Source organism: Hymenobacter daeguensis, assembly GCF_054780555.1.
Genome location: NZ_BAAGWC010000009.1, coordinates 1 through 22388, shown reverse-complemented (window position 1 = coordinate 22388; position 22388 = coordinate 1). Strand labels below are relative to the sequence as shown.

Annotated in this window: 20 protein-coding genes and 2 tRNA genes; 14 read left to right on the top strand and 8 right to left on the bottom strand. The window is 63.1% G+C overall.

Translation table 11 applies throughout. The features are described from left to right. The 4 genes from ACYVHT_RS11775 to ACYVHT_RS11760 all read left to right on the top strand — a co-directional run. A partial coding sequence (locus ACYVHT_RS11775; RefSeq protein WP_460551598.1) for a T9SS type A sorting domain-containing protein occupies window positions 1-2897 on the top strand: 2897 nt, incomplete at its 5' end. Window positions 2898-3016: 119 nt separating this feature from the next. Continuing rightward, window positions 3017-3229 carry a PID-CTERM protein-sorting domain-containing protein gene (locus tag ACYVHT_RS11770; protein WP_460551595.1) on the top strand — a complete coding sequence of 71 codons (213 nt, stop codon included), beginning with the start codon at window positions 3017-3019 and terminating at the stop codon, window positions 3227-3229. Window positions 3230-3325: 96 nt separating this feature from the next. Further along, window positions 3326-3868 (top strand): exosortase X, encoded by a 543-nt coding sequence (xrtX, locus tag ACYVHT_RS11765; RefSeq protein ID WP_460551592.1) that lies wholly within the window; start codon window positions 3326-3328, stop codon window positions 3866-3868. Window positions 3869-3886: 18 nt separating this feature from the next. Continuing rightward, complete coding sequence (locus tag ACYVHT_RS11760; protein ID WP_460551590.1) at window positions 3887-4429, top strand: XrtX-associated membrane protein; 543 nt, start codon at window positions 3887-3889, stop codon at window positions 4427-4429. Here the strand turns inward: ACYVHT_RS11760 and ACYVHT_RS11755 are convergent. After that, on the bottom strand, window positions 4426-5358 hold the full coding sequence (locus ACYVHT_RS11755; RefSeq protein WP_460551588.1) for an AraC family transcriptional regulator: 933 nt from the start codon (window positions 5356-5358) through the stop codon (window positions 4426-4428). The two genes, ACYVHT_RS11760 and ACYVHT_RS11755, sit on opposite strands and share 4 nt — an antisense overlap. Before the next feature lie 204 nt (window positions 5359-5562). On the opposite strand from ACYVHT_RS11755, the gene ACYVHT_RS11750 reads away from it, so the two are divergent. The 5 genes from ACYVHT_RS11750 (at window position 5563) to pcaF (ending at window position 12179) form a co-directional block, all read left to right on the top strand. Then, entirely contained in the window at window positions 5563-7056 is a 1494-nt protein-coding gene (locus ACYVHT_RS11750) for an aldehyde dehydrogenase family protein (RefSeq protein ID WP_460551586.1), read from the top strand. A 208-nt stretch (window positions 7057-7264) separates the two neighbouring features. After that, window positions 7265-8848 (top strand): GMC family oxidoreductase, encoded by a 1584-nt coding sequence (locus tag ACYVHT_RS11745; RefSeq protein ID WP_460551584.1) that lies wholly within the window; start codon window positions 7265-7267, stop codon window positions 8846-8848. Between the two features lie 158 nt (window positions 8849-9006). Next, window positions 9007-10347: a phenylacetate--CoA ligase family protein gene (locus ACYVHT_RS11740; RefSeq protein WP_460551582.1), complete on the top strand. Its 1341-nt coding sequence runs from the start codon at window positions 9007-9009 to the stop codon at window positions 10345-10347. Between the two features lie 121 nt (window positions 10348-10468). Continuing rightward, window positions 10469-10906: a hydroxyphenylacetyl-CoA thioesterase PaaI gene (gene paaI, locus ACYVHT_RS11735; RefSeq protein ID WP_460551580.1), complete on the top strand. Its 438-nt coding sequence runs from the start codon at window positions 10469-10471 to the stop codon at window positions 10904-10906. Between the two features lie 64 nt (window positions 10907-10970). Then, on the top strand, window positions 10971-12179 hold the full coding sequence (pcaF, locus tag ACYVHT_RS11730) for a thiolase family protein (RefSeq protein WP_460551577.1): 1209 nt from the start codon (window positions 10971-10973) through the stop codon (window positions 12177-12179). A 75-nt stretch (window positions 12180-12254) separates the two neighbouring features. On the opposite strand, the gene ACYVHT_RS11725 is transcribed toward pcaF, so the two are convergent. The 3 genes from ACYVHT_RS11725 to mutS all read right to left on the bottom strand — a co-directional run bounded on the left by ACYVHT_RS11725 (window position 12255) and on the right by mutS (window position 15350). Further along, window positions 12255-12337: transfer RNA gene (locus ACYVHT_RS11725), tRNA-Leu, on the bottom strand. Between the two features lie 93 nt (window positions 12338-12430). After that, window positions 12431-12506 (bottom strand) — tRNA-Gly (locus ACYVHT_RS11720). Between the two features lie 132 nt (window positions 12507-12638). Beyond that, window positions 12639-15350: a DNA mismatch repair protein MutS gene (gene mutS, locus ACYVHT_RS11715; RefSeq protein ID WP_460551993.1), complete on the bottom strand. Its 2712-nt coding sequence runs from the start codon at window positions 15348-15350 to the stop codon at window positions 12639-12641. 217 nt (window positions 15351-15567) lie between these two features. Here mutS and ACYVHT_RS11710 point away from each other — a divergent pair, with 217 nt between their 5' ends. From ACYVHT_RS11710 to ACYVHT_RS11700, 3 genes are all read left to right on the top strand, one after another. After that, a complete protein-coding gene (locus ACYVHT_RS11710; protein WP_460551574.1) occupies window positions 15568-16101 on the top strand; it encodes an RNA methyltransferase in 534 nt (177 codons plus the stop codon). Between the two features lie 125 nt (window positions 16102-16226). Continuing rightward, window positions 16227-16634, top strand: a complete 408-nt coding sequence (locus ACYVHT_RS11705; protein ID WP_460551571.1) for a hypothetical protein — start codon at window positions 16227-16229, stop codon at window positions 16632-16634. Window positions 16635-16660: 26 nt separating this feature from the next. Further along, window positions 16661-17455, top strand: coding sequence for a J domain-containing protein (locus tag ACYVHT_RS11700; RefSeq protein ID WP_460551569.1), 795 nt, complete (start codon window positions 16661-16663; stop codon window positions 17453-17455). Here the strand turns inward: ACYVHT_RS11700 and ACYVHT_RS11695 are convergent. Beyond that, window positions 17452-18222, bottom strand: a complete 771-nt coding sequence (locus tag ACYVHT_RS11695) for a TerC family protein (protein WP_460551566.1) — start codon at window positions 18220-18222, stop codon at window positions 17452-17454. The two genes, ACYVHT_RS11700 and ACYVHT_RS11695, sit on opposite strands and share 4 nt — an antisense overlap. Window positions 18223-18371: 149 nt before the next feature. Further along, complete coding sequence (locus tag ACYVHT_RS11690; protein ID WP_460551563.1) at window positions 18372-18863, bottom strand: YajQ family nucleotide-binding protein; 492 nt, start codon at window positions 18861-18863, stop codon at window positions 18372-18374. 105 nt (window positions 18864-18968) lie between these two features. On the opposite strand from ACYVHT_RS11690, the gene ACYVHT_RS11685 reads away from it, so the two are divergent. Together ACYVHT_RS11685 and ACYVHT_RS11680 are read left to right on the top strand one after the other, a co-directional pair. Further along, window positions 18969-19436: a GNAT family N-acetyltransferase gene (locus ACYVHT_RS11685; RefSeq protein ID WP_460551560.1), complete on the top strand. Its 468-nt coding sequence runs from the start codon at window positions 18969-18971 to the stop codon at window positions 19434-19436. Window positions 19437-19486: 50 nt separating this feature from the next. Beyond that, complete coding sequence (locus ACYVHT_RS11680; protein ID WP_460551557.1) at window positions 19487-19972, top strand: PaaI family thioesterase; 486 nt, start codon at window positions 19487-19489, stop codon at window positions 19970-19972. 83 nt (window positions 19973-20055) lie between these two features. On the opposite strand, the gene ACYVHT_RS11675 is transcribed toward ACYVHT_RS11680, so the two are convergent. Together ACYVHT_RS11675 and ACYVHT_RS11670 are read right to left on the bottom strand one after the other, a co-directional pair. Then, on the bottom strand, window positions 20056-21054 hold the full coding sequence (locus tag ACYVHT_RS11675) for an NYN domain-containing protein (RefSeq protein ID WP_460551554.1): 999 nt from the start codon (window positions 21052-21054) through the stop codon (window positions 20056-20058). A 383-nt stretch (window positions 21055-21437) separates the two neighbouring features. Continuing rightward, entirely contained in the window at window positions 21438-22175 is a 738-nt protein-coding gene (locus ACYVHT_RS11670; RefSeq protein ID WP_460551551.1) for a metal-dependent hydrolase, read from the bottom strand. Window positions 22176-22388: the final 213 nt, after the last annotated feature.

The following is a 22388-nucleotide window of genomic DNA, read 5'->3' as shown; positions in this document are numbered from 1 at the left end:
GCTGCGCCAGCTACGCCGGCGGCGACGTCTGGTTCAGCCTCACCGTGCCCGCCAACGGCATCGTGCAGGTGCAGACCGGCTCGGCCGGGGCCAGCTTCGACTCCGGCCTGGCCCTGTACTCGGGCAGCTGCGGCAACCTGACGCTCATCAGCTGCGACGACGACAGCGGCCCGAGCGGCGGCTTCTCCTTCCTGCGCGCCACCGGCCTGACGCCCGGCGCGACCCTCTACGCCCGGGTGTGGGAGTACGGCAACGACAACTTCGGCGCCTTCACCATCTGCGCCCAGACCGACCCGGCCTGTGCCCCGGTGAGCGGGCTGACGGCCGGCAGCATCACCAGCACCACGGCCAGCGTGAGCTTCACGGCCGGCAGCGGCAACACCAGCTACGCCGTGACCTACACCCCGGCCGGCGGTTCGGCCGTCACCGTTGCCCCCGCCCCCACGGCCTCGCCCGTGGCCCTCACGGGCCTGACGCCCAGCACCAGCTACACCGTGAGCGTGACCGGCAACTGCTCCGGCGGGGCCACCTCGACGGCCGCCACCACCACCTTCACCACCCTGGCCCCGCCCCCGGCCAACGACGACTGCGCTAATGCTACCGCCATTGCCTGTGGCCAGACCCTGAACGGCACCACCGTTGGGGCCACCACCACCGGCGACCCCACGGCCAGTTGCAGCGGCATCACCCCCTCGGCCTCGCCCGGCGTGTTCTACTCCTTCGTGGGCACCGGCGACATTGTGACGGTGAGCACCTGCGCGGCCGCCACCGCCATCGACACCAAGCTCTTCGTGTATTCCGGTGCCTGCGGTGCGCTCACCTGCGTGGGCAGCAACGACGACGACAGCGGCTGCGGGGCCAACACCCTAGCCTCCACCGTCACCTTCACCAGCGTGGTGGGTACCACCTACTACTTCATGGTGCAGCGCTTCGGCTCTGGTAACACCGGTACCTTCGCCCTGAATGTGTCGTGCACGGCGCCGCTGACCAACCTCGTGGTGAACACCCCACAAAACGTGAGCGGCACCTATAACAACGTGACCGTGCAGAGTGGCGGCGTGGCCACCCTCACCGGCACGCTCACCGTGAACGGCACGCTCACGGTGCAAAGCGGAGGCATTCTGGACCAGAGCTGCCAGTCGCTGACCGGCCCAGGCAGCTTCGTCCTGCAAGCCGGCGCGGAGCTGCGCATCTGCGACGCGGCGGGCATTGCCACCACGGGCGCTACCGGCGCCGTTCAGGTTGCCGGCACCCGCACGTATGCTTCAGACGCCTCCTATACCTACAATGGCACGGCGGCGCAGGTGACCGGCGCGGGCCTGCCCTCCACTGTTCGCAATCTGACGGTGAACAACCCCACCGGCCTTGCCCTGAGCCAGGGCGTGAGCATTGCCCAGGTGGCCCGCCTGCAAAGCGGCAACCTGGCTACCGGAGGCTTCGGCTTCACGCTGCTATCGTCGGCCGCAGGTACGGCGCTGGTTGACAACACCGGCGGGGTTGTGACCGGTACCGGCACCATGCAGCGCGCCGTAACCAATGCCGTGACCGGCCCGGCCTACCGTCACTTCAGCTCGCCGGTGCAAAGCACCACGCTGGCCGACCTGACCACCGCCGGCTTCGCGCCTACGTTCAACACGACGTATAACAACGTGCCGAACCCCAGCCTCGTCGTGCCCTTCCCCACGGTATTTGGCTACGACCAGGCCCGCGTGGGAACCGTCACGTCGGTTTACGGGGCTTTCGACAAAGGCTGGTACTCGCCCGCCGGAGCCGGCGACGTGATGCAGCCCACCCGCGGCTACACCGTGAACGCCCCGGCCACGGCCACCCCCATCGACTTCGTGGGCACGTTCAACAACGCCGCCCAGAACTCCGGCACCCTGAGCCGCGGCACCGATGCCCAGGCCGGCTGGCAGCTGCTGGGTAATCCCTACCCCTCGCCCCTGGACTGGAACACCGTGACCGCCGCCCAACGCCCCGGCATGGACGGGGCCATGTACGTGTATCAGAGCACCGGCCAGTATGCCGGCACCTACCGCAGCTTCGACAACGGCATCGGCGCTTCGCCGCTGATTGATGCCGGCTCGGGCTACTTCGCCCGCGTTACGGCCCCCGGCGGCTCCGGCGCGGTGAACCTCACCAACGCCAACCGCGTCACCACCTTCGGGACCCAGCCGGCCTTCGGGCGCGGCAACGATACCCGGCCCCAGCTGCACCTCACCCTGAGCGGAGCCGGCAGCACCGACGAAGCCTTCCTCTACTTTGAGCAGGGGGCCACGGCCGGCATCGATGCCCAGTACGATGCCATTAAGCTGGCCAACCCCACCGGCCTGGACCTGGCTTCGCTGAGCGGCACCGAAAGCCTGGCCATCAACGGCCTGGCTCCCCTCACCCGGACCGATGTGGTGGTGCCGCTACTGGTGCGGGCCCCGCAGGCCGGCACCTTCAGCTTCGAAATCAGCGACCTGGTCAACTTTGGCGCTACCACCGTGTTCCTGCGCGATGCCCTCACCGGCACGCAGCAGCCGCTGGCAGTGGGCACCCGCTACGCCTTCACGCTGGCTACGGCGGCAGCCGGCACGGGCCGTTTCAGCGTGGTGTTCCGCCCGGCCAACGTGACGGCTACCCGCACCGAGCTGAGCGCCGCCACCGTGAGCCTCTACCCCAACCCGGCGCACAGCAGCTTCACGGTATTGCTGCCGCCGCTGGCGGGCCAGCGCGCAGTGCAGGCTACGCTGGTCAATGCACTGGGCCAGGTGGTTATTACCCGCAGCATTGGCCTCACGGCGGCCGGCGCTACCGCCGAGTTCAGCACCCAAGAGCTGGCCACCGGCGTGTACACCCTGCGCTTACAGGCCGAAAACCAAGCTCTCACCAAACGCGTAGTGATTGAGTAACTGATTTGTTAAGAAATGCCCCCGGCCAGCCATTGGCTGGGGGTATTCCTCAATAATTGCTCTACATTTACCACCACTGGCGCTTATCATTTCTCACCCTTACTTTCACCGTTTACCGCATGAAATCATTTTTCCTGACTCGTTTGCTTCCGGCCATGGCGCTGGCAATTGCTTTTGGTGGAGTTGCGCTGGCCCAGCCCGGCAGCGGCGGCCCTGGCCCCGGCATCCCCGACCCCACCGCCGTGCCCCTCGATGGCGGCGCTTCGCTGCTGCTGGCCAGCGGGGTAGCCTATGGCATCAAGCACCTGCGCAATCGTCGCAAAAAAGCCTAAGCAATTCACTGCTAATTAACTGAATTTAAAAAAGGCGGCTCTTCTGTGATGGAAGAGCCGCCTTTTTTTGCAGCTTTGTAGTTTCACCCCCGGCTTATGCAAACCTCGCTTCCCATCCCGGCGTCGCCCTCCGGCAACCGACTGCTTGTTCGTTTCATTGTGGTGGCCATTGCCATGTACCTGGTATGGTTTTTTGGCTACGAGCAATGGCTGGCCCCCGACGGCCGCCTCGATGCGGCTCTTTGCATTCAGATTTCGCGCACCAGCATGGCGCTGCTGAAAGTCTTTGGCTTCGATGCCAGCCTCGATAAAGCCTATGCCAGCGTGCTGCTGATGAACGGGCAGCCGGCTGTTATTGTGGGCCCGCCCTGCAACGGGCTGGTGCTCTACGCGTTGTTTGGCGGGTTTGTGCTGGCCTTTCCGGGCCCCTGGCGGCGCAAGCTGTGGTTTATTCCGGCCGGCATTGCCCTCATCTGGGTGCTGAATGTGTTGCGCGTGGCGGCCCTGGCCCTCAACCAGGAGTATGCCCACCAGTCGGTCGATTTCAACCACCACTACACCTTCACCTTCATCGTGTACAGCTGCATCTTCGGCCTCTGGATGCTCTGGGCCAAACGCCTGGCCGTGCCCGCCCGCTAACTGCGCTTCCCCACTCCCGTGCCTTCTCAACCTGATTTTCCGGCCAGCCGACAATTTCCGCGTACGGGCGCCGTGCACTGGCTGCTGGTGGGCCTGCTGCTGCTGGCCCTGCTGCTCATTGGCGTGTATAGCGAAGACCTGCTGGCCGCTATTACCAGCTTTTGGCAGAAAGCCCTGGCCGCTGCCGGCCTGAGCCGGGTGGCTGCGGCCATGCAGCAGGGCATCAACGGCGGCATTACCAAACGGCCGCTACCGGCCGTGGCCACCTATGCGGTGCTGTACCTGAGCATTTGCCTGGCGCTGCTGTGGCGGGTGCTGCGGCCCGCGCAGTGGCAGCTGGCCTGGAAGCTCTACGCGGGGGCCTTGCTGGTGTACGTGGCCATTACGCTGCTGGGCAAGCTGGCCGGCAACGTGCAATGGGCCTACCGCCTCAGCCGCCAGGTGCTGGACTTCATCATAAGCCCACTGCCGGTGGCCGGATTATACGTGCTGTTTCGGGCGGGCTTCGGGCCGCAGCCGGCCCGGGCGCCTCTCGCGCAGGACTCGCAGCCCGCAGCTTAGCCAGCCGCCCCCGCCAGCAGGCGCTTCAGCTCGCCGGGCGTGTGGCCGGTGAGCTTCTTCACAATCCGGATGAAATGGCTCATGTCCTGAAAGCCAGCCTGAAAACAGATTTCGGTGAGCGTGTGGCGCGGGTCGCTGAGCAGGTGCTTCACGGTTTTAATGCGTTCTTGCTGAATATATTCCAGCGCGGTCAGGCCAAACTCGCTTTTAAAGCAGCGGAAGAAATGGGGCTTGCTCATGCAGGCCTGGCCGGCAAGCTGGTCGATGGTGAGCGGCTCGCTCAGGTGCCGCTTGATGTACTCGGCAACGTGGCTCAGGCGGTGCGTGGCGTGCTGCTGGCTGTTGTCGAGCAATAGCCGACGCGCCTGGGTCTGGAGCAGGCGCACCACCAGCTCCTGCAGCGCCCCGGTGACGAAAAACGCCTGCGCCCGGTTGTTTTCCATAATGATATCGAGCAGCCGGCCCAGCGTTTGGCGGGTGGGCGCGTCATCGGTCACGAAGTAGCGGCTGGCGGCCAGGTCGAGCACCCATTCATCGGTGGGCTCGGTGCGCGGGCAGCGCTCGTTGAGCAGAGCTACGGTTTTCTGAATGTGCTGCTCCGACATATCCAGCACGGCGCAGCGCGTGGGGTTCTCGAAGGACGCTTCCGGCAAATCGACCCCAATCGGCTCGGCCACCGGCGGTACGAAAACCACGCCCGGTCCGAACGCAAACGTGGGCTGCTCGGGCCAGTGCAGCACTTTGCGCCCACTGAGCATCATGGCCACCATGGGCCGGCCGAACTGAAAAGCCACCGCCTCAGCGGGCTCCAGGGTTTCGAAGACGGACAGCTCGGCTTCGTCCAGGGTGAAGGCAGTGCGGTTTTCGACCAGGCATCCCAGCTGCTGGGGCGGCGTGGGACAAAGCCGGGCATAGGCGGAGGCAACCATCAGATGAACAGCGGGGTGGGAATGGGAGTGAGCAAATCAAAAATAAGGGCAAAGCGCCGAATACCAGTCCGAACAGGGCCGGGCCGACGAGGCGTTCGGCAAGTTGATACGAATAGCCGATACAATGATAGAATCGGCCAACCAGATGCCGTGAGTAAGCACCCACTTTTGCTGCATTCCCACTCACACCTCTTCTTGACCCGCATGACCTACGAAGAATTTAACGCCGCCCTTGCTAAAAGCAGCAACCCGGCCCGCGAGTTTCAGAACTTTATCAACGGCCAGCCCACGCCCGCCGCTTCCGGCCAGACCATGCAGGTGGTGAACCCCGCCACCGAAGCCGTGCTGGCCAGCGTACCCGCCTCCACCAAAGCCGACATCGATGCCGCCGTGGCCGCCGCCAGTCATCAATTCGAGGTCGGCGAGTGGTCGAAAATGAGCGGAGCCCAGCGCGGCCGCCTCATGAACAAGCTGGCCGACCTGGTGGAGCGCGATGCCGTGCTGCTCGGCATGATGGATGCCCTGAGCATCGGTCGGCCCTTCGTGGAAACGCAGATGCTGGACCTGCCGCATAGCGTGGACTGCATTCGGTATTTCGCGGGCTGGGCCGATAAGATTGTGGGCCAGCAGGTGCCCACGCCCGGCTACTTCGGCAACCCCACGCTTTCGTACACCCTGCGCGAGCCCATTGGGGTGGTGGGCGCTATCACGCCTTGGAACACGCCCTTCATGATAACCTGGTGGAAGCTGGGCCCGGCGCTGGCCACCGGCTGCACCGTGGTGCTCAAGCCTTCGGAAGAAACCCCGCTTTCGGCCCTGCACCTGGGCCGGCTGATGCAGGAAGCCGGCTTCCCCAACGGCGTGCTGAACGTGGTGACGGGCACCGGCGAAGCGGCCGGCGACGCACTGGTGCGCCACCCCGACGTGAACAAAATTTCTTTCACCGGCAGCCCCGAAACCGGCCGGATTATCAGCAAAACGGCCGCCGACACTTTCAAGCGGGTGGGCCTGGAGCTGGGTGGCAAGTCGCCGCAAATTATTCTGAAAGATGCCAACCTGGAAGCAGCCATCGGCGGCACGGCCATGGGTTTATTCTTCAACCAGGGCCAGGTGTGCGCGGCGGGCACGCGAGTGCTGGTGCACCGCAGCCAGATAGACCAGGTAGCCGAGGCCCTGGCGGGCGCGGCGGCCGGCATCAAGCTCGGCGACCCGCTCGAAGCCACCACCCAAATGGGCACGCTGGCCAGCAAAAGCCAGTTTGAGCGGGTGAGCAACTACATCAGCATCGGCCAGGCCGAAGGCGCTACCATGCTGGCCGGCGGTGCCAGCGAAATGGAAAAAGGCTACTTCGTGCGGCCCACCATTTTTGCGCAGGCCAACAACAACATGCGCATCGCGCAGGAGGAAATTTTCGGGCCCGTCGGCACCATCATTCCCTTCGACGACGAGGAAGAAGCCATTGCCATTGCCAACGGCACCAAGTACGGCCTGGCCGCTTCCATCTGGACGCGCGACGTGAGCCGCGCCCACCTGCTGGCCCGCCAGGTGAAAGCAGGTGCCGTGTGGGTGAACTGCTGGGCCGCCATCGACCCGCGCCTGCCCTGGGGCGGCTACAAAACCAGCGGCATTGGCCGGGAGAATGGCTACGCCGGCATCCTGGCATTCACCGAGGAAAAGGCCGTGACGATAGCGCTGTAGCGGCGCGCAGCCGCAAACCTCACCCCCGGCCCCGCTTCCCGGGAGAAGGGTGCCTAACGATTGCAAACATCCGCGCCGCCGTGGCTCCCCTCTCCTGGGGAGCGGGGCCGGGGTAAGGTTTCGGCGTTAGGCGAAGCGGTAGAGATGCTTCGACTGCGCTCAGCAGGACGTTCAAAATTCCATCTAATCAATCTCAAAATTCCCACCCATGAACAGCAACGAGCAGTTCGATTACATCATCGTCGGCGCGGGTTCCGCCGGCAGCGTCATTGCCAACCGCCTCACCGAAGACCCGGCCGTGCGGGTGCTGGTGCTGGAAGCCGGCGCGCCCGATACCGACCCCAACATCCACGCGCCGGCCGGCTGGCCCGCCACCTGGCAAACCGAGCGCGACTGGGCCGTGATGACCGCGCCCCAAAAGCATACCGCCGACCGCGAGCACTACTGGCCCCGGGGCAAAACCTACGGCGGCAGCTCGTCGCTGAACGCCATGATTTACGTGCGCGGCGACCGCAGCGACTACGATACCTGGGCCTACCTGGGCAACACCGGCTGGTCGTACAGCGAAGTGCTGCCGTACTTCAAGAAGTCGGAAAACCACGAGCAGGGGGCCAATGAGTACCACGGCGTGGGCGGCCCGCTGCACGTCACCATCAACAAAAACATCAACCCGGTATGCACCGCCGCCGTGGAAGCCTGCCAGGAAATCGGCTTGCCATTCACCGCTGACTGCAACGGTGAAAGCATCTGGGGAGCCAACTACAACCAGGTGACCGTGACCCCCGCCGGCCAGCGGTGCAGCACGGCGGTGGCCTTCCTGCACCCGGCCCTGGAGCGCGGCGACAACCTCACCGTTTGCCCCTACGCCAACGTGCAAAAGGTTCTGTTTGAAGGCAAACGCGCCGTGGGGGTGCGCTACGAGCGCGAAGGCCAGGTGCACGACGTGTACGCCCGCCGGGAAGTCATTATTTCGGCCGGGGCCGTGAAGTCGCCGCAGATTCTGCTGCTCTCGGGCATCGGCAACGCCGGGGAACTGCGGGCGTTGGGCATTGGGGTGGTGGCCGACCTGCCCGGCGTGGGCGAGAACCTGCAGGACCACCTGCTGGCCAGCGTCATCTACGAGGCCCGGCAACCCATTGCCGCCCCCAACCACCAGATGCTGGAAAGCCAGCTGTTCTGGAAAAGCGACCCGCGCATGATTGTGCCCGATTTGCAGCCGCTGTTCATGCACCTGCCCTACTACGCGCCCGGCTTCGAAGGCCCCAGTAATGCCTACACGCTTTGCGCGGGCATCATCCGGCCGGCCAGCCGGGGCTCCATCAAGCTCACCGCCAACGACCCCGCCGCGCCGCTGAACATCGACCCCAATTACCTGGCCGAAGAAGCCGACATGCAGTCGCTGCTGGCTTCGGTGAAGCTGTGCCGGCAGATTGGCGAAGCCCACGCCCTGGATAGCTGGCGCGAGCGCGAGGTGTGCCCCGGCCCCGACGTGCAGACCGAAGAAGCCCTGCGCGACTACATCCGCCGCGCCGCCGTGACCTACCACCACATGGCCGGCACCTGCAAGATGGGTGTCGATGCCCTGGCCGTGGTCGACCCCGAGCTGCGGGTGTACGGCATCGAAGGGCTGCGCGTAGCCGATGCCTCCATCATGCCGCTCGTGACCTCGGGCAACACCAACGCGCCCAGCATCATGATTGGCGAGAAAGCCGCCGATATGATTAAGGCCAGCGCCAAATCGGCCGTTGCAACCGCCCAAAAATCTGCTAACGCCGAGTTGACCCCGGCTTAGCTCACCCCGCGAAGGACGCTGCTTGGTTGCCGCATCTTTGTGATGATGGCCGCCCGGCAGCGTTTTTTTCAGGCCATAATTAAACAAACGTTTGTTAGTTTGGTAATATAACCAGCTACTCCTGCCCTGCCATCCCACCCTTTTTAGTCACTGCTGCCATGCTCTTCAATCCCGAAATTGAACAGATGCCGCTGCCCCAGCTGCGCGCCCTTCAAAACACCCGCCTCAAGGAACAAGTGGCTTATGTGTACGACCGGGTGCCGTTCTACCAGCAGAAGTTCGACGAACTGGGCGTGCACCCCGGCACGTTTCGGGGCCTCGAAGACCTGAGCAAGCTGGGCTTCACCAGAAAGACGGATTTTCGGGATAACTACCCCTTCGGCCTTTTTGCGGTGCCCCAGCACGAGGTGGCGCGGCTGCACTGCTCCAGCGGCACCACGGGCAAGGCCACGGTGGTGGGCTACACGGCCGGCGACCTCGCCATCTTTGCCGAAGTAGTGGCCCGCTCGCTGGCCGCCGCCGGCTGCCGGCCCGGCATGAAAATGCAGAACGCCTACGGCTACGGCCTCTTCACGGGCGGGCTGGGCATTCATTACGGGGCCGAGAAGCTGGGCCTCACGGTCATCCCCGTATCGGGCGGGAGCACCGACCGGCAGCTGCAGCTTTTGCAGGACTTCCGGCCCGAAATCATCTGCGCCACGCCCTCCTACGCGCAGGTGCTGACCGAGGAAATCAAGCGGCGCGGCATTGCTCCGGAGGCCATCAACCTGCAATACGCCGTGCTGGGCGCCGAGCCCTGGACCGATGCCATCCGCCAGCAGGTGGAAAGCGGCCTGCGCGTGCAAGCCACCAATATCTACGGCCTGAGCGAGATAATGGGCCCCGGCGTGTCGCAGGAAGACGTGAACGAGCGCGGCACCGGCAGCTACGTCTGGGAAGACCATTTCTACCCCGAAATAGTGGACAAGCACACCGGCGAGCCGGTGGCCGAGGGCGAGCTGGGCGTATTGGTATTCACCACGCTTACCAAAAAAGCCATGCCCATTCTGCGGTATTGGACCAACGACATCACCAACCTCTACTACGACCAGTCGCGCAGCCGCACCCATGTCAAAATGGGCCCCATTCGCGGCCGGGCCGATGACATGCTCATCATCCGCGGGGTCAATTTCTTCCACACCCAGGTCGAGGACATTCTCAGCGGCATGTCTCAGGTAAGCCCTTATTATCAGGTAGTTGCCTCGCGCCGGGGCAGCATGGACGAGGTGGAAGTAAGCGTGGAAATTGCCGAAGACCTCATGCGCGAGCTGGGCTTGGAAACGGTCACCGCCGACACCGTTGCCCGGCACGACTGCCTGCGCACGCTGCAGGGTTCGTTCGCCAAGAAAATCAAGGACAACATTGGCCTGAGCATGAAAGTGACGCTCCTGGGCTTCGGCACACTGCCGCGCAGCGAGGGCGGCAAGCTCAGCCGCGTGCGCGACCTGCGCACCCTGTAACCGGCACGATGTAGCGACGCATAATGGCGTCTTATCGTTGAACCCGGAACCGCCCAATCACAACACTATCAGCAACGGCGAGACGCAAATCGCCGCGTTTCCGCATCATCCTTACCATCGCATGAATCCGCCGCTTCTGCCCGCCAACCACCACCCCGCCGAAGCGGTGAAAGACCTCATGCTGCGGCAGGACAGCTTCAGCCAGCTGCTTGGCCTGCAGGTTGATGAAGTGGGCCCCGGCTACTGCCGGCTGCACTTCGCGGTGCGCCCCAATATGCTGAACGGTTTTGGCTCGCTGCACGGCGGCGTCACGTTTTCGGCGGCCGACTCGGCGTTTGCCTTCGCCTGCAACAGCCACGGCCGGCAGAGCGTGGGCCTCACCGTCACCATAGACTACCTGGAAGCCGGCCGGCCCGGCGACGTCATCACGGTGGAAGCCCGCGAAGAAAGCCTCAAGCATAAAATCGGCGTGTATCAGGTGCGGGTTGTCAATCAAAACGACGTGGTGCTGGCCTTGTTCAAAGGCACTGCCTACCGCACCAGCAACGAAATTCTGTAGACCTTTGCTCTCCGAAAACGCCGGGCCGCACGCTGCAGAGGCAGGCGTTATATCTCCGAAAATCATGACCCAAGCTTATATCATCGACGGGGTGCGTACGCCCATCGGTAATTTCGGCGGCACGCTGGCCGCCGTGCGCCCCGACGACCTGGCCGCCCATACCATCCGCGAACTGCTGAAGCGCCACCCCGGCGCCGACCCCGCCGCCGTGGCCGACGTCATCCTGGGTTGCGCCAACCAGGCCGGCGAGGACAATCGCAACGTGGCCCGCATGGCCGCCCTGCTGGCCGGCCTGCCCTATACCGTGCCCGGCGAAACCGTGAACCGGCTTTGTGCCAGCGGCTTATCGGCCGGCATTGCAGCCGCTCGCGCCATCCAGAGCGGCGACGGCGACCTGTTTGTGGCCGGTGGCGTGGAGAACATGACGCGCGCGCCATACGTTATGTCCAAGCCCTCCAAAGCTTTTGGCACCGACTCACAGATGGCCGATTCCAGCTTCGGCTGGCGCTTCATCAACCCGCTGATGCAGGCCCAATACGGCACCGACGCCATGGGCGAAACCGCCGAAAACCTGGTCGACCAGTACCGCATCAGCCGCGAAGACCAGGACGCTTTTGCCCTGGCCTCGCAGCAGAAAGCCGCTGCCGCCCGGCAGCGGGGCCGCTTCGCCCGGGAGTTGGCCCCCGTGCCCATTCCCCAGCGCAAGGGCGAGCCGCTGCTCTTTGGCGAAGATGAGTTCATGAAGCCCGCCACCACCCTCGACGGCCTGGCCAGGCTGCGCCCCGCCTTCCGCAAAACCGGCGGCACCGTCACGGCCGGCAACGCCTCGGGCCTCAACGACGGTGCGGCGGCCCTGCTGCTGGCCTCAGAAGCCGGCATCAGGCAGCACGGCCTCACGCCCAAAGCCCGCATCGTGAGCATGGGCGTAGCGGGCGTCGAGCCGCGTATTATGGGCATCGGGCCGGTACCCGCCACGCAGCTGGCCCTCAAAAAAGCCGGCCTGACTTTGCAAGACATCGATATTATTGAGCTGAACGAGGCGTTTGCCGCCCAGTCGCTGGCCTGCATCCGCGCCTTTGGCCTGGCCGATAATGACCCGCGCATCAACCCCAACGGCGGGGCCATTGCCCTGGGCCACCCGCTGGGCATGAGCGGGGCCCGCCTGCTGAACACCGCCGCGCTGGAGCTGCACGAGCAGCAAAAACGCTACGCGCTGGTGACGATGTGCATCGGCGTAGGCCAGGGCTACGCCGTAATCATTGAGCGCGTGTAGCCTGAGAGCCAAGGCCAGCGCCATCCTGCCGCACAAAAAATCCCCTTTACGGCTCTCCGTAAAGGGGATTTTTCGTACCGGAGACGGGACTCGAACCCGTAAGCCCGTGAAGGCAAGGGATTTTAAGTCCCTCGTGTATACCATTCCACCACTCCGGCGTGGCTGGCATTCGCCAAAATTAACCCTAAACCGTGGATGGATTTCGGGTTAAACAAAAAACGCTGCCCGAGGACAGCGTTTTTTCGAACATTTGGAGCGGGAGACGAGGTTCGAACTCGCGACCTCGACCTTGGCAAGGTCGCGCTCTACCAACTGAGCTACTCTCGCAGGAGGTTCAGAACAAGTTTGCTTGTGCTGAATGGTGCGACAAAGGTAAGGGCCTTTTTTGGAGATGCAAGTGCTAAGCATGTAAATTTTCATTCCAGGGGCCTTTTGGCCTCATTTTCAGCCCGAAAAAATTTAACCTTTCCCTAACGTCAGCTTCAGCTCGTTCAGCCTCATCAGCGCTTCGATGGGCGTGAGCGTGTTCACATCGAGGTGCTGGAGCAGCTCGCGGATGCGCTCCAAGGCCGGGTCGCTGGGCTCGAAGATGCTGAGTTGGGCGCGCGGCGCGGTGGCCACGGCCGTGGTGGCACGGGGCTTGGGCTGAGCCGGCTCGCGCGGCGGCGGCACGGCAATGCCATTGCGGCTGCCGTTGCTGGAAACAGCTCCATGACCATCGGACTCGATGCCGGCCAGCACATCGTCGAACTCCGTGGGTGCGCTGTCATCGAGGCCGGTGCTGGTGCGCTCCACTTCGAGGTGGTGCATGATTTCATTGGCGCGCAGCACCACCGAGGTGGGCATGCCGGCCATGCGCGCCACGTGGATGCCGAAGCTGTGCTCGGAGCCGCCGGGCTGCAGCTTGCGCAGGAACAGAATGCGGCCGTCGGCTTCCTTCACGGCCACGTTGTAGTTGCGGACGCGGGCGCAGTCGTCGGCCAACTGGTTGAGTTCGTGGTAGTGGGTGGCGAAGAGGGTTTTGGCCTTGGCTTTGGGGTTGTTGTGCAGGTGCTCCACAATGGCCCAGGCAATGCTGATGCCGTCGTAGGTGCTGGTGCCACGGCCGATTTCGTCCATTAGCACGAGGCTGCGGTCCGATAGATTGTTGAGAATGGAGGCCGTTTCGGTCATTTCCACCATGAAGGTGCTTTCGCCCTTGCTCAGGTTATCGGAAGCCCCTACGCGGGTGAAAATCTTGTCGATGATGCCCACGGTGGCAGTATCGGCGGGCACGAAGGAGCCAATCTGGGCCAGCAGCACGATGAGGGCTGTCTGGCGCAGCAGGGCCGATTTGCCGGCCATGTTGGGGCCGGTTATCACCACAATCTGCTGGTCGTCCTGGTCGAGGCAGATGTCGTTGGGGATGTAGCTTTCGCCGGGCGGCAACTGGCGCTCAATCACGGGGTGGCGGCCGCCCTTAATATCGAGCACCGTGCCATCGTTCACCACGGGCTGCACGTAGCGCTGCTGCCGGGCCGTGAGGGCGAAGCTGGCCAGGCAGTCGGTCACGCCAATGGCGCGGGCGTTCTGCTGAATCTGGGGCACGAAATCGAGCGCGGCCAGCACCAGTTCGTTGTAGATGCGCTGCTCAATTACGAACAGCTTTTCCTCGGCGTTGAGGATTTTCTCCTCGTAGGTTTTCAGCTCCTCGGTCACGTAGCGCTCGGCGTTCACCAGCGTCTGCTTGCGAATCCACTCGGCGGGCACCTTGTCCTTGTGGGCGTTGGTGACTTCCAAGTAGTAGCCAAATACTTTGTTGTAAGCCACTTTCAGCGACGAGATGCCGGTGTTGCGCTGCTCGCGCATCTGCAGCTGCAGCAGAAAATCCTTGCCCGAGAAGGCCAGGGCGCGCAGCTCATCCAGCTCAGCATCGACGCCCGTATTCAGCACGCCGCCCTGGTTGGTGAGGATGGGCGCGTCGGGCTTGATTTTGGTGATGATTTCCTGACGCAGGTTGGCGCAGGGGTTGAGTTGCTCGGCTAGCTTCACGAGGGCCTTCACGCCCGACGCGGCCAGCCGCTCGCGCATGGGCGCCACGGCTTCGAGGGCGCGGGCCAATTGTAGCAACTCGCGGGGGTTCACGCGGCGCACGGCCACCTTGGAAATCAGGCGCTCCAGGTCGTTTATCTGGCGCAGGTGCTGGGTGAGGTCGCCGAGCAATTCCTCATCGGCCACCAGAGCCGCCACGGTGTCGAGGCGGCGCTGAATCTGGCTTACTTCCTTGAGGGGCAGCACTATCCACTTGCGCAGCAGGCGGGCGCCCATAGGCGTCAGGGTCTGGTCGAGCACGTCGATGAGGGGCACGCCGCCGGGGTGCTGGGCGTGCACCAGCTCCAGGTTGCGCACCGTGAAGCGGTCGAGCCACACGTACTTGTCCTCCTCGAGGCGGCCGAGGCTGGCGATGTGCTGGATGTCGGTGTGCTTGGTTTCGGCGAGGTAGTGCAGGATGCAGCCGGCCGCAATCACGCCTTCCTTCAAATTATCAACCCCGAAGCCCTTGAGCGAGGTGGTGCGGAAATGGCGCGTGAGGGTGTCGTGGGCATAGTCGGCCCCGAAAACCCAATCGTCGAGCGCGTAGGTGCAGTAGTCGGGGCCGAAATGCAGCTCAAAATCCGAGCGGCTTTTTTTGCAGAACAGCACCTCGGCGGGGCTGAAATTCTGCATCAGCTTGCCCAGATAATCGAGCGTACCCTGGGCAGCCAGGAACTCGCCGGTGCTGATGTCGAGGAAGGAAATACCAGCCTCCTGCTTGCCGAAATGAATGGCTGCGAGGTAGTTGTTGGCGCGGCGCTCGAGCACGTTGTCGTGCATGCTCACCCCGGGCGTCACCAGCTCGGTAATGCCGCGTTTCACGAGGCCCTTGGCTTCCTTGGGGTTTTCGAGCTGGTCGCAGATGGCCACGCGCTGGCCGGCGCGCACCAGCTTGGGCAGGTAGTTGTCGAGCGAGTGGTGCGGAAAGCCGGCCAGGGCCACTTCGCTGCTGCTGCCGGCGCCGCGCTTGGTAAGCGTGATGTCGAGAATGCGGGCGGCCGTAACGGCATCCTCGCCGAAGGTTTCGTAGAAGTCGCCGACCCGGAACAGCAGCACCGCGCCCGGATGCTGCTGCTTGAGCTGGTAGTACTGCTTCATCAGCGGCGTTTCCGACACGGCCGGGATGGGCACGGTGAAATGGTCGGGGCCGACGGACTTGATGACGAATTCTTTTTTGGGTGCAGGCATGGTAGGAACGCGCCACGGCGCGTTCAATCGTTGGAATAATTCGGAACAACCGGATTTTACTGGCCGGCCATGGCATCGGGTAAACGCCGAACGCGCCGTGGCGCGTTCCTACGGGTAACTTTGCCCCATGCGAAAACTCACAATGGCCGAGCTGAACCGGGCCTCGGTTGATGACTTCAAAAGTACGCCCAAAAGCCCCGTGGTGCTGGTGCTCGACAACGTGCGCAGCATGCACAACGTGGGGGCCATCTTCCGCACGGCCGACGCGTTTGCGCTGGAAAAAATCTACCTCTGCGGCTACACGCCGCGCCCGCCGCACCGCGAAATCACCAAAACCGCGCTGGGCAGCGAGGAATCGATGGCCTGGGAATACGCCGCCGAAACGGTGACCGCCGTGGCCGCCCTCAAAGCCGCCGGCTACCAGGTGGCGGCCGTGGAGCAAACCACCGGTAGCGTTCTGCTGCCCCAGTTTCGGCCCGAGCCCGGCCGCCCGCTGGCCCTGGTGCTGGGCAACGAGGTATTCGGCGTGGAAGACGAGGTACTGGCCCTCTGCGATATGGCCGTGGAGATTCCGCAGTTCGGCACCAAGCACTCGCTCAACGTGGGCGTGGCGGCCGGCGTGGTGCTCTGGGATGCGCTGGTGAAGCTGGGCGTGGTGTAGCCGATAGTAGCGCGGACTTTTAGTCCGCGAGCTGCAGCATCATTGCCAACTGCCAACACGCAACAGCCATTCAAGCGCGGACTTTCAGTCCGCGCTTGAATGGCTGTTGCTTACTTTCGCCCGCCATGCCCCTTTCCTATTCTCCGCGCCCCGACGCCGCCCTGCTGGCCCTGCGCCCCGTCGTGCCCACCGAAACCACCGATGCCGACGGCACCCTGGGCGCCTTCCTGCACGCCACGCTGCGCCCGGTGCTCAAGCTGCAAAATGACCTGCTGCTGGCCCTGGTGGCCGACTTTGTGCGCGACCACCACATCGCCCTCCGCCACACCGACCAGCACCACCAGCTCACGGAACTGCTGACCCGCAACACCAAACTGCGCTATACCATCGTGGGCCTGATAACCGGCCAGTTCACCGCCGACGAGTACGAATTCTACCGCCCGCACCGCGCCGAGCTGAACCGCCGCCTGCTGGAAATGGCGCTGCGCCGCGTGCTCGACCAAGTAGACACCGTAGTGGCCTGGGGTGCTTAAGTAGCCGGGCCGTTATTTCGCGGCTGATGACGCACTACGAGATTCTGGAGCTACCCGAAACAGCCACGACTGCCGACATTCGCCGGGCCTACCGCCGGCTGGTGCTGCTCACCCACCCCGACCGCACACCCGACCCGGCCGCGCACGCCCGCTACCTGGCCATCAATGCCTCTTATGAAATATTGAGCGACCCTAGCCGCCGGGCAGCTTACGACAATGGGCTACAGCAGCCAATATCTTTCGCGCCGGCCCCGTCACCCTCAGGCCGGGCCCGCGATGCCGCCCACCGAGCCAAACGGGCAGCACACGTCCGATACCCGGCCGCACCACCTGCGGCGCGTTATGCAGCCGAATATGCCCGAGCGCTGCGTCTGGCCCGGCCGTTTCTTATCCTTTCACTGGCTTTGGGACTTGGCCTGCTCATTGACTTGACCCTGGCAACCGAACACCTCGAAAAAGTTACAGACGCACAAATCGTTTTTCACTCCCTACGCCACGAACCCAATAAAAACTACAGCTACTGGACAGCCCAAGGCATTTTTTCTGTCGATGAGCAAGTGCCAATTGGCACCCCGGTCCTCATCCGCCGCACGCCACTGCGAGGCACGGCCGTTTCCGCCCGTTTCTCCTCAAGGGCAGCCGCTATAAGCTGTAGCTCCATGTATGACGGGCCGCGAAACTTATTCTGGACAGGCCTACTGCTTAGCGCCTTAGCAGGTCTGGTGCCGTGGCTTACTGCCGACCAACGGCTTGTCGCCAGCTTAGCCAATGCTGTCTTTCTAGCCACTACACTATTACAGCTGTTTCAAGGCGTGCCTTAGTCGTATTGCGAATCGCGCAGCTGCACGGGTTTGGTCTTTTTGCGCAGACGCAGGTTCAGCAGTTCCACCGTCAGCGAGAAGGCCATGGCGAAGTAGAGGTAGCCCTTTTCGATTTCCTTGTGGGCGGCTTCCATCACCAGCATGAAGCCAATCATGATGAGAAACGACAGCGCCAGCATCTTGATGGTGGGGTTGTTGTTCACGAAATTGGCCACCACGCCACTGAAGCTCAGCATGATGCCCATAGCGCAGATTACGGCCGCAATCATCACCAGCACGTTATCGACGAGGCCCACGGCGGTCAGAATGGAGTCGAAGCTGAACACGATGTCAATCACCACAATCTGGGCGATGATGGCCATCATCGAGGCGCCTTTGCCACCCACGTTTTCCTCCTCTTCCTCGCCCTGCAGCTTGGTGTGGATTTCGGTAGTGCTCTTGTACATCAGGAACAGGCCGCCGGCCAGCAGAATCAGGTCGCGGCCGGTTACGCCGAAGGGCTGGTCGAGCCACGGAAAATCGGGCAGGTTAAACAGCGGATTGCGCAGGCTCACAATCCAGGATATGCTCAGCAGCAGCCCGATGCGGAACACCAGCGCCAGCAGCAGGCCAATGGTGCGGCCCCGCGCCTGCTGCTCCTTGGCCAGCCGGTTGACGACGATGGAGATAAAGATGATGTTGTCGATGCCCAGCACGATTTCCATAAACGTGAGGGTGAGCAGACTAACCCAGGTAGCGGGGTGGGCAAAAGCCGAAAAATCGTACAAAGCAGTGAGTTGAATGGGTGAACGGCAGCGGTTGTCATCCTGAGCGCAGCGAAGGACCTTATCGCGTCTGGGCTGCTTGCATTACAGCAACCTTGGCCAGCAATGATAAGGTCCTTCGCTGCGCTCAGGATGACAGCCCGTTAGCCTGCTTATGATTTCATATTCACGAATTGCAGCGGCAGGCCGATGTCGGCCTTGCGCAGCACGGCGATGGCGGCCTGCAAATCGTCGATTTTCTTCGACGTCACGCGCACCTGGTCGTCCTGCATCTGGGCTTCCACCTTCACCTTGGCGTCTTTGATGGCCTTGATGATTTTGCGGCCGAACTCCTTGTCCACGCCGGCCCGCACTTTGATGGTCTTCTTGACGAGCTGGCCGCTGGGCTGCTCCTCGGCCGTGAAGTCGAGGCTGGTCCCGTCGATGCCCTGCTTCACCACGCGGCCCAGCAGAATGTCTTCCAGCGCCTTGATGCGCATCGAGTTTTCCGACGACAGCAGGATGGTGTTTTCTTTTTTGTTGAGCTCGATGCCGCCTTTGGTATCGCGCAGGTCGTAGCGGGTTGCAAGTTCTTTCTGGGCCGTATTTACCGCATTTTCGAGGGTTTGCGGGTCAACTTTGCTCACGATATCGAAGGATGCCATAGCGGGGTGGGATGTAGTTTTGACGAAGAGAAACCGGCTGCAGCCGGGCCGCAAAGGTAACAGCCCGCACCGGCCCTGGTTACGCTCCCACTTCATACTTCGCTCATGAAACCCCGCCGCGCCAGCATTCAGCCTCCCCACACACCCGCCGAGTGGGCCGCCTACTACCAGCTGCGCTACGCCGTGCTGCGCCAGCCCTGGCAGCAGCCCCCCGGCTCGGAGCGCGTGCCCGCCGACGACGAGCCCGGCACCATCCACGCCCTGCTTCTGGCCCCATCCGAAGGCGAAGCGCCACCAACGGCCTTAGCCGTGGGCATGCTGCAAGCCACCGGCACGCATCAGGGCCAGATTCGCTTCATGGCCGTGGCCCCGGAGGCCGCCGGCCAGGGCCTGGGCCGGCAGGTGGTGCACTATCTCGAAGTGCAGGCCCGGGCCGCCGGCCTCACCGAAATCGTGCTGCACTCGCGCGAAACGGCCCTGGGCTTCTACCAGCAGCTGGGCTACGCCGTGGTGGAGCCGTCGCACACGTTATTTGGCGTGCTGCCGCATTTTCTGATGCGCAAGCAGCTGTAACCCGTCGTCTGTACTCCCGCTTCTGTTTCACCTTCCCACCCACTTTCACCGTGTCCGACAACTCCTCTCCTACCGCCCGGCCCGAGCTGGCCGCCATGGTGGCCGCCTACAACCAGATGAACCACTTCGGCCGCGCCAACGGCATGGTCCTCACCGTGCCCCGGCCCGGCCACGCCGAATACCGCATGACCGTGCTGCCCGAGCACCTTTCCTCGCCCAATACCTGCCACGGCGGCGTGCTGGCCGGCCTCATGGATGCGGCACTGGGCGCGGCGGCCCTCACGCTGGCCTTCACCAGGCTGGAGTTTGTGTCTACCGTCGAATTCAAGATGAACTACCTGCACGCCGTGCACCTGCACGATGTGCTGGTAGCCCGGGGCGTGGTCGACCACGCCGGCAACTCGCTGGTGGTGAGCAGCTGTGTTATCTATCGGATAAAAGAGGGCGAGGACGACACAGCCGTGGCCCGTGGCCTGGGCACCTTCAACCGCTACCCGGCCAACAAGCGGGATTTTGCAAAGCTGGTCATGGCGTAAGCGCTGGCCGCGATGCCGCCTTATTCAACGCAAAAGCCCCGACTTCTGGCAGAATCGGGGCTTTTGTATCTGTCTGGCCGGCGCTACAGCTCGACCGACGAATGCACGCCGACGGGCTCGTACTCGTCTTCGCCGTCGGTCATCTGCGGGGCGGGCACTTTGCGCACGTTGCGGGCGCAGTCCTCGTCGCGGTGGTTGCGGCCCACCGTGAATTCCACCCAGTCGCCCTCGCGCAGGTCGTTGAAGTCGCCCTCGGTCAGGTCGGCGTAGCTGAAGAACAGGTTGTTGGGCGGCATCACCACGAAGCCGAAGCCGTTTTTCAGGTTTTTGATGGTGCTCATGCCGAGCGTGCCCACGGGGCCGGCGGCGGTGGGGCCGGTGGGGCGGGCCAGCTTGGGCGCGGCAGCCGTGCTGGGCGCAAAGGCGGCCGGCTCCGACTGGTTCACGAACATGGCTTCCACCACTTCGTCCTGCTGCTGCAGGCCGCGGTCAATTACGTCGTGCATGGCCACCGGGTAGGTCACCTGCTCCAGCAGCTGCTGCGAGGCGCGCGTAACGCGGGTTTCGCCCTTGAAGTCTTCGTATTTGAAATCCCAGTTCAGCAGCATCACGCGGGTGCCCACGGTGTTGAGCTTGCGGATGAGGGGCACGTAGTCGCTGTCGCCGGCGATGAGCACCACTACGTCGAGGGTTTTGTGCAGGGCCAGCTCCAGGGCTTCGAGGCTCAGCCACACGTCGATGCCTTTTTCCTGCAGGCGGCCGTCGCGGGTTTTCAGGGCCATGTAGTGCGTTTGCACGCCCAGGTTCATCAGAATATCGTCGAGCAGGCGGTCGTGGAACAGGCGGTCCTTGTCGCGGGCTTCGGTGGCCGAGAGGCGGCCGCGGAAAAAGTGGGCATCGGTAATCTGCGCCAGGCGAACATCTACGTCTTCTTCTTCAGCAACCTGGTGGCGAATGTATTCGTGGAGGCCTTCGAGGCTGATGCGGGCCTTGCGTTCGTGCTGGAAATAATAATAGTCGCTAATTTTTAAGAAATAGTTGCCGTCATAAAAGACACCAACCCGAATCAAGGGGCTGTTCATCTGGTTCATGGGATGCGTTAAGTAAAGTTAGAGATGTGTTTTGAGTGGGACTAGGGTGTAAAATCGAAAAAACCCTGCGAATTGTGCGGAACGGAAAGCCCGGCACAAATTCTTGGCGGTTCGGAATAGCTGAGGTGTAGCGGGGCCCGGCCAAGCTGCCCTATAGCAGGCAAAAAATCGGCGCGGAAAAGTAAATTAATTGAATTTTATGAATATTTGGCGTCGCAAACGATTGAAAACGCAGAATAATAACACGAAGCAATACAAATATGGGCATAATCTGCCTGCATATCTGCTGCGAAGCTAATGTACTTGGCTGACTTTTGCAACAGGCTTAGCCATTCTGGCACCGCCCTGCCGGGCCGGTTTTGGGCACTTCCCGGCTAAAAACCCATGTGCCCCACCACCAGCCCAAGCACCAGCAGCGCGTACCCGATGCAAATGGCCACCTCCATCATATTGCCACTGGCCGAGCCGGTGCTGATGAGCGGAACCCTGATGCAAAACGGGGCTGGCAGAAACCAGCGCACTCCCGCCTTGGTAAGCGTATCGGCCAACAGGTGAGACACATAGCCACTACCAGCGTAGAGCGCCACGCCGCGCCAGCCGAGGTGCTGGTCGGCGAGGTGGCCGATGTAGGTCCAGAGGGCGGTGGCCCAGATGGTATGCGTCCAAGAGCGGTGCGAGGTGAAGGGTGCCAGCGCGACAAACGTGCCCAATAAGCTAAGCCATAATTGTTCTGTATATAATCCAGAAATTACGGTAGCGAGTCCGGTAAAAAGCAGCGCCAGCCGCCGGGCCGAGCCACCCTGCATGCCCACCCCTATCAGGCCGAAGGCCAGCGCGCCGGTGTAGAACAGGCGCTGCTCGGCCCCGGGCCTCGTTTGGAAATAGGCGTAGGCCGCCAGCGCCAGCGCGCCGAAGGCAAAGGCCCAGCGCACGTAGTTCTGGGTGAAGCCGAGGCGCTTGCTGAGGCGGCTTTCGGGATGGTCGAGGTCGGGGGCGAGGCTGGAGAAGCCGGCCAGCGCAATGCCGGCCACGGAAAACGGAATGCCGGGCACCAGCCCGGCCACGGCAACGCCGGTGATGAGGCCGATGGCCAGGTGAGAGGAGCCGCGCATGGGGTGGTGTAGATTTGGCTTTGGAAATCGAATTGTTTGTCGTTCTGAGCGCAGCGAAGCTACGGGCAGCCCCGGAAACCTTCGCCGCCGCTCCCGTGTATTTACCCCGCTGCCCGACCAGAAAATCCTCTGGCCGGGCTAGAGCGTGAGGACAATTACCTTTCGCTAAATCAGTAATCGCCCATGCACCGCCACGAAATTACAGACCGTCAA

Coding starts and splice junctions, on each gene's coding strand:
- ACYVHT_RS11755 (WP_460551588.1), bottom strand. CDS start 5,358: ATGGTTGCCTCCGCCTATGCCCGGCTTTGTCCCACGCCGCCCCAGCAG.
- ACYVHT_RS11670 (WP_460551551.1), bottom strand. CDS start 22,175: ATGCGCGGCTCCTCTCACCTGGCCATCGGCCTCATCACCGGCGTTGCC.
- ACYVHT_RS11690 (WP_460551563.1), bottom strand. CDS start 18,863: ATGGCATCCTTCGATATCGTGAGCAAAGTTGACCCGCAAACCCTCGAA.
- ACYVHT_RS11675 (WP_460551554.1), bottom strand. CDS start 21,054: ATGAACAGCCCCTTGATTCGGGTTGGTGTCTTTTATGACGGCAACTAT.
- ACYVHT_RS11770 (WP_460551595.1), top strand. CDS start 3,017: ATGAAATCATTTTTCCTGACTCGTTTGCTTCCGGCCATGGCGCTGGCA.
- mutS (WP_460551993.1), bottom strand. CDS start 15,350: ATGAAGCAGTACTACCAGCTCAAGCAGCAGCATCCGGGCGCGGTGCTG.
- pcaF (WP_460551577.1), top strand. CDS start 10,971: ATGACCCAAGCTTATATCATCGACGGGGTGCGTACGCCCATCGGTAAT.
- ACYVHT_RS11705 (WP_460551571.1), top strand. CDS start 16,227: ATGCCCCTTTCCTATTCTCCGCGCCCCGACGCCGCCCTGCTGGCCCTG.
- ACYVHT_RS11685 (WP_460551560.1), top strand. CDS start 18,969: ATGAAACCCCGCCGCGCCAGCATTCAGCCTCCCCACACACCCGCCGAG.
- ACYVHT_RS11740 (WP_460551582.1), top strand. CDS start 9,007: ATGCTCTTCAATCCCGAAATTGAACAGATGCCGCTGCCCCAGCTGCGC.
- ACYVHT_RS11745 (WP_460551584.1), top strand. CDS start 7,265: ATGAACAGCAACGAGCAGTTCGATTACATCATCGTCGGCGCGGGTTCC.
- paaI (WP_460551580.1), top strand. CDS start 10,469: ATGAATCCGCCGCTTCTGCCCGCCAACCACCACCCCGCCGAAGCGGTG.
- xrtX (WP_460551592.1), top strand. CDS start 3,326: ATGCAAACCTCGCTTCCCATCCCGGCGTCGCCCTCCGGCAACCGACTG.
- ACYVHT_RS11700 (WP_460551569.1), top strand. CDS start 16,661: ATGACGCACTACGAGATTCTGGAGCTACCCGAAACAGCCACGACTGCC.
- ACYVHT_RS11710 (WP_460551574.1), top strand. CDS start 15,568: ATGCGAAAACTCACAATGGCCGAGCTGAACCGGGCCTCGGTTGATGAC.
- ACYVHT_RS11750 (WP_460551586.1), top strand. CDS start 5,563: ATGACCTACGAAGAATTTAACGCCGCCCTTGCTAAAAGCAGCAACCCG.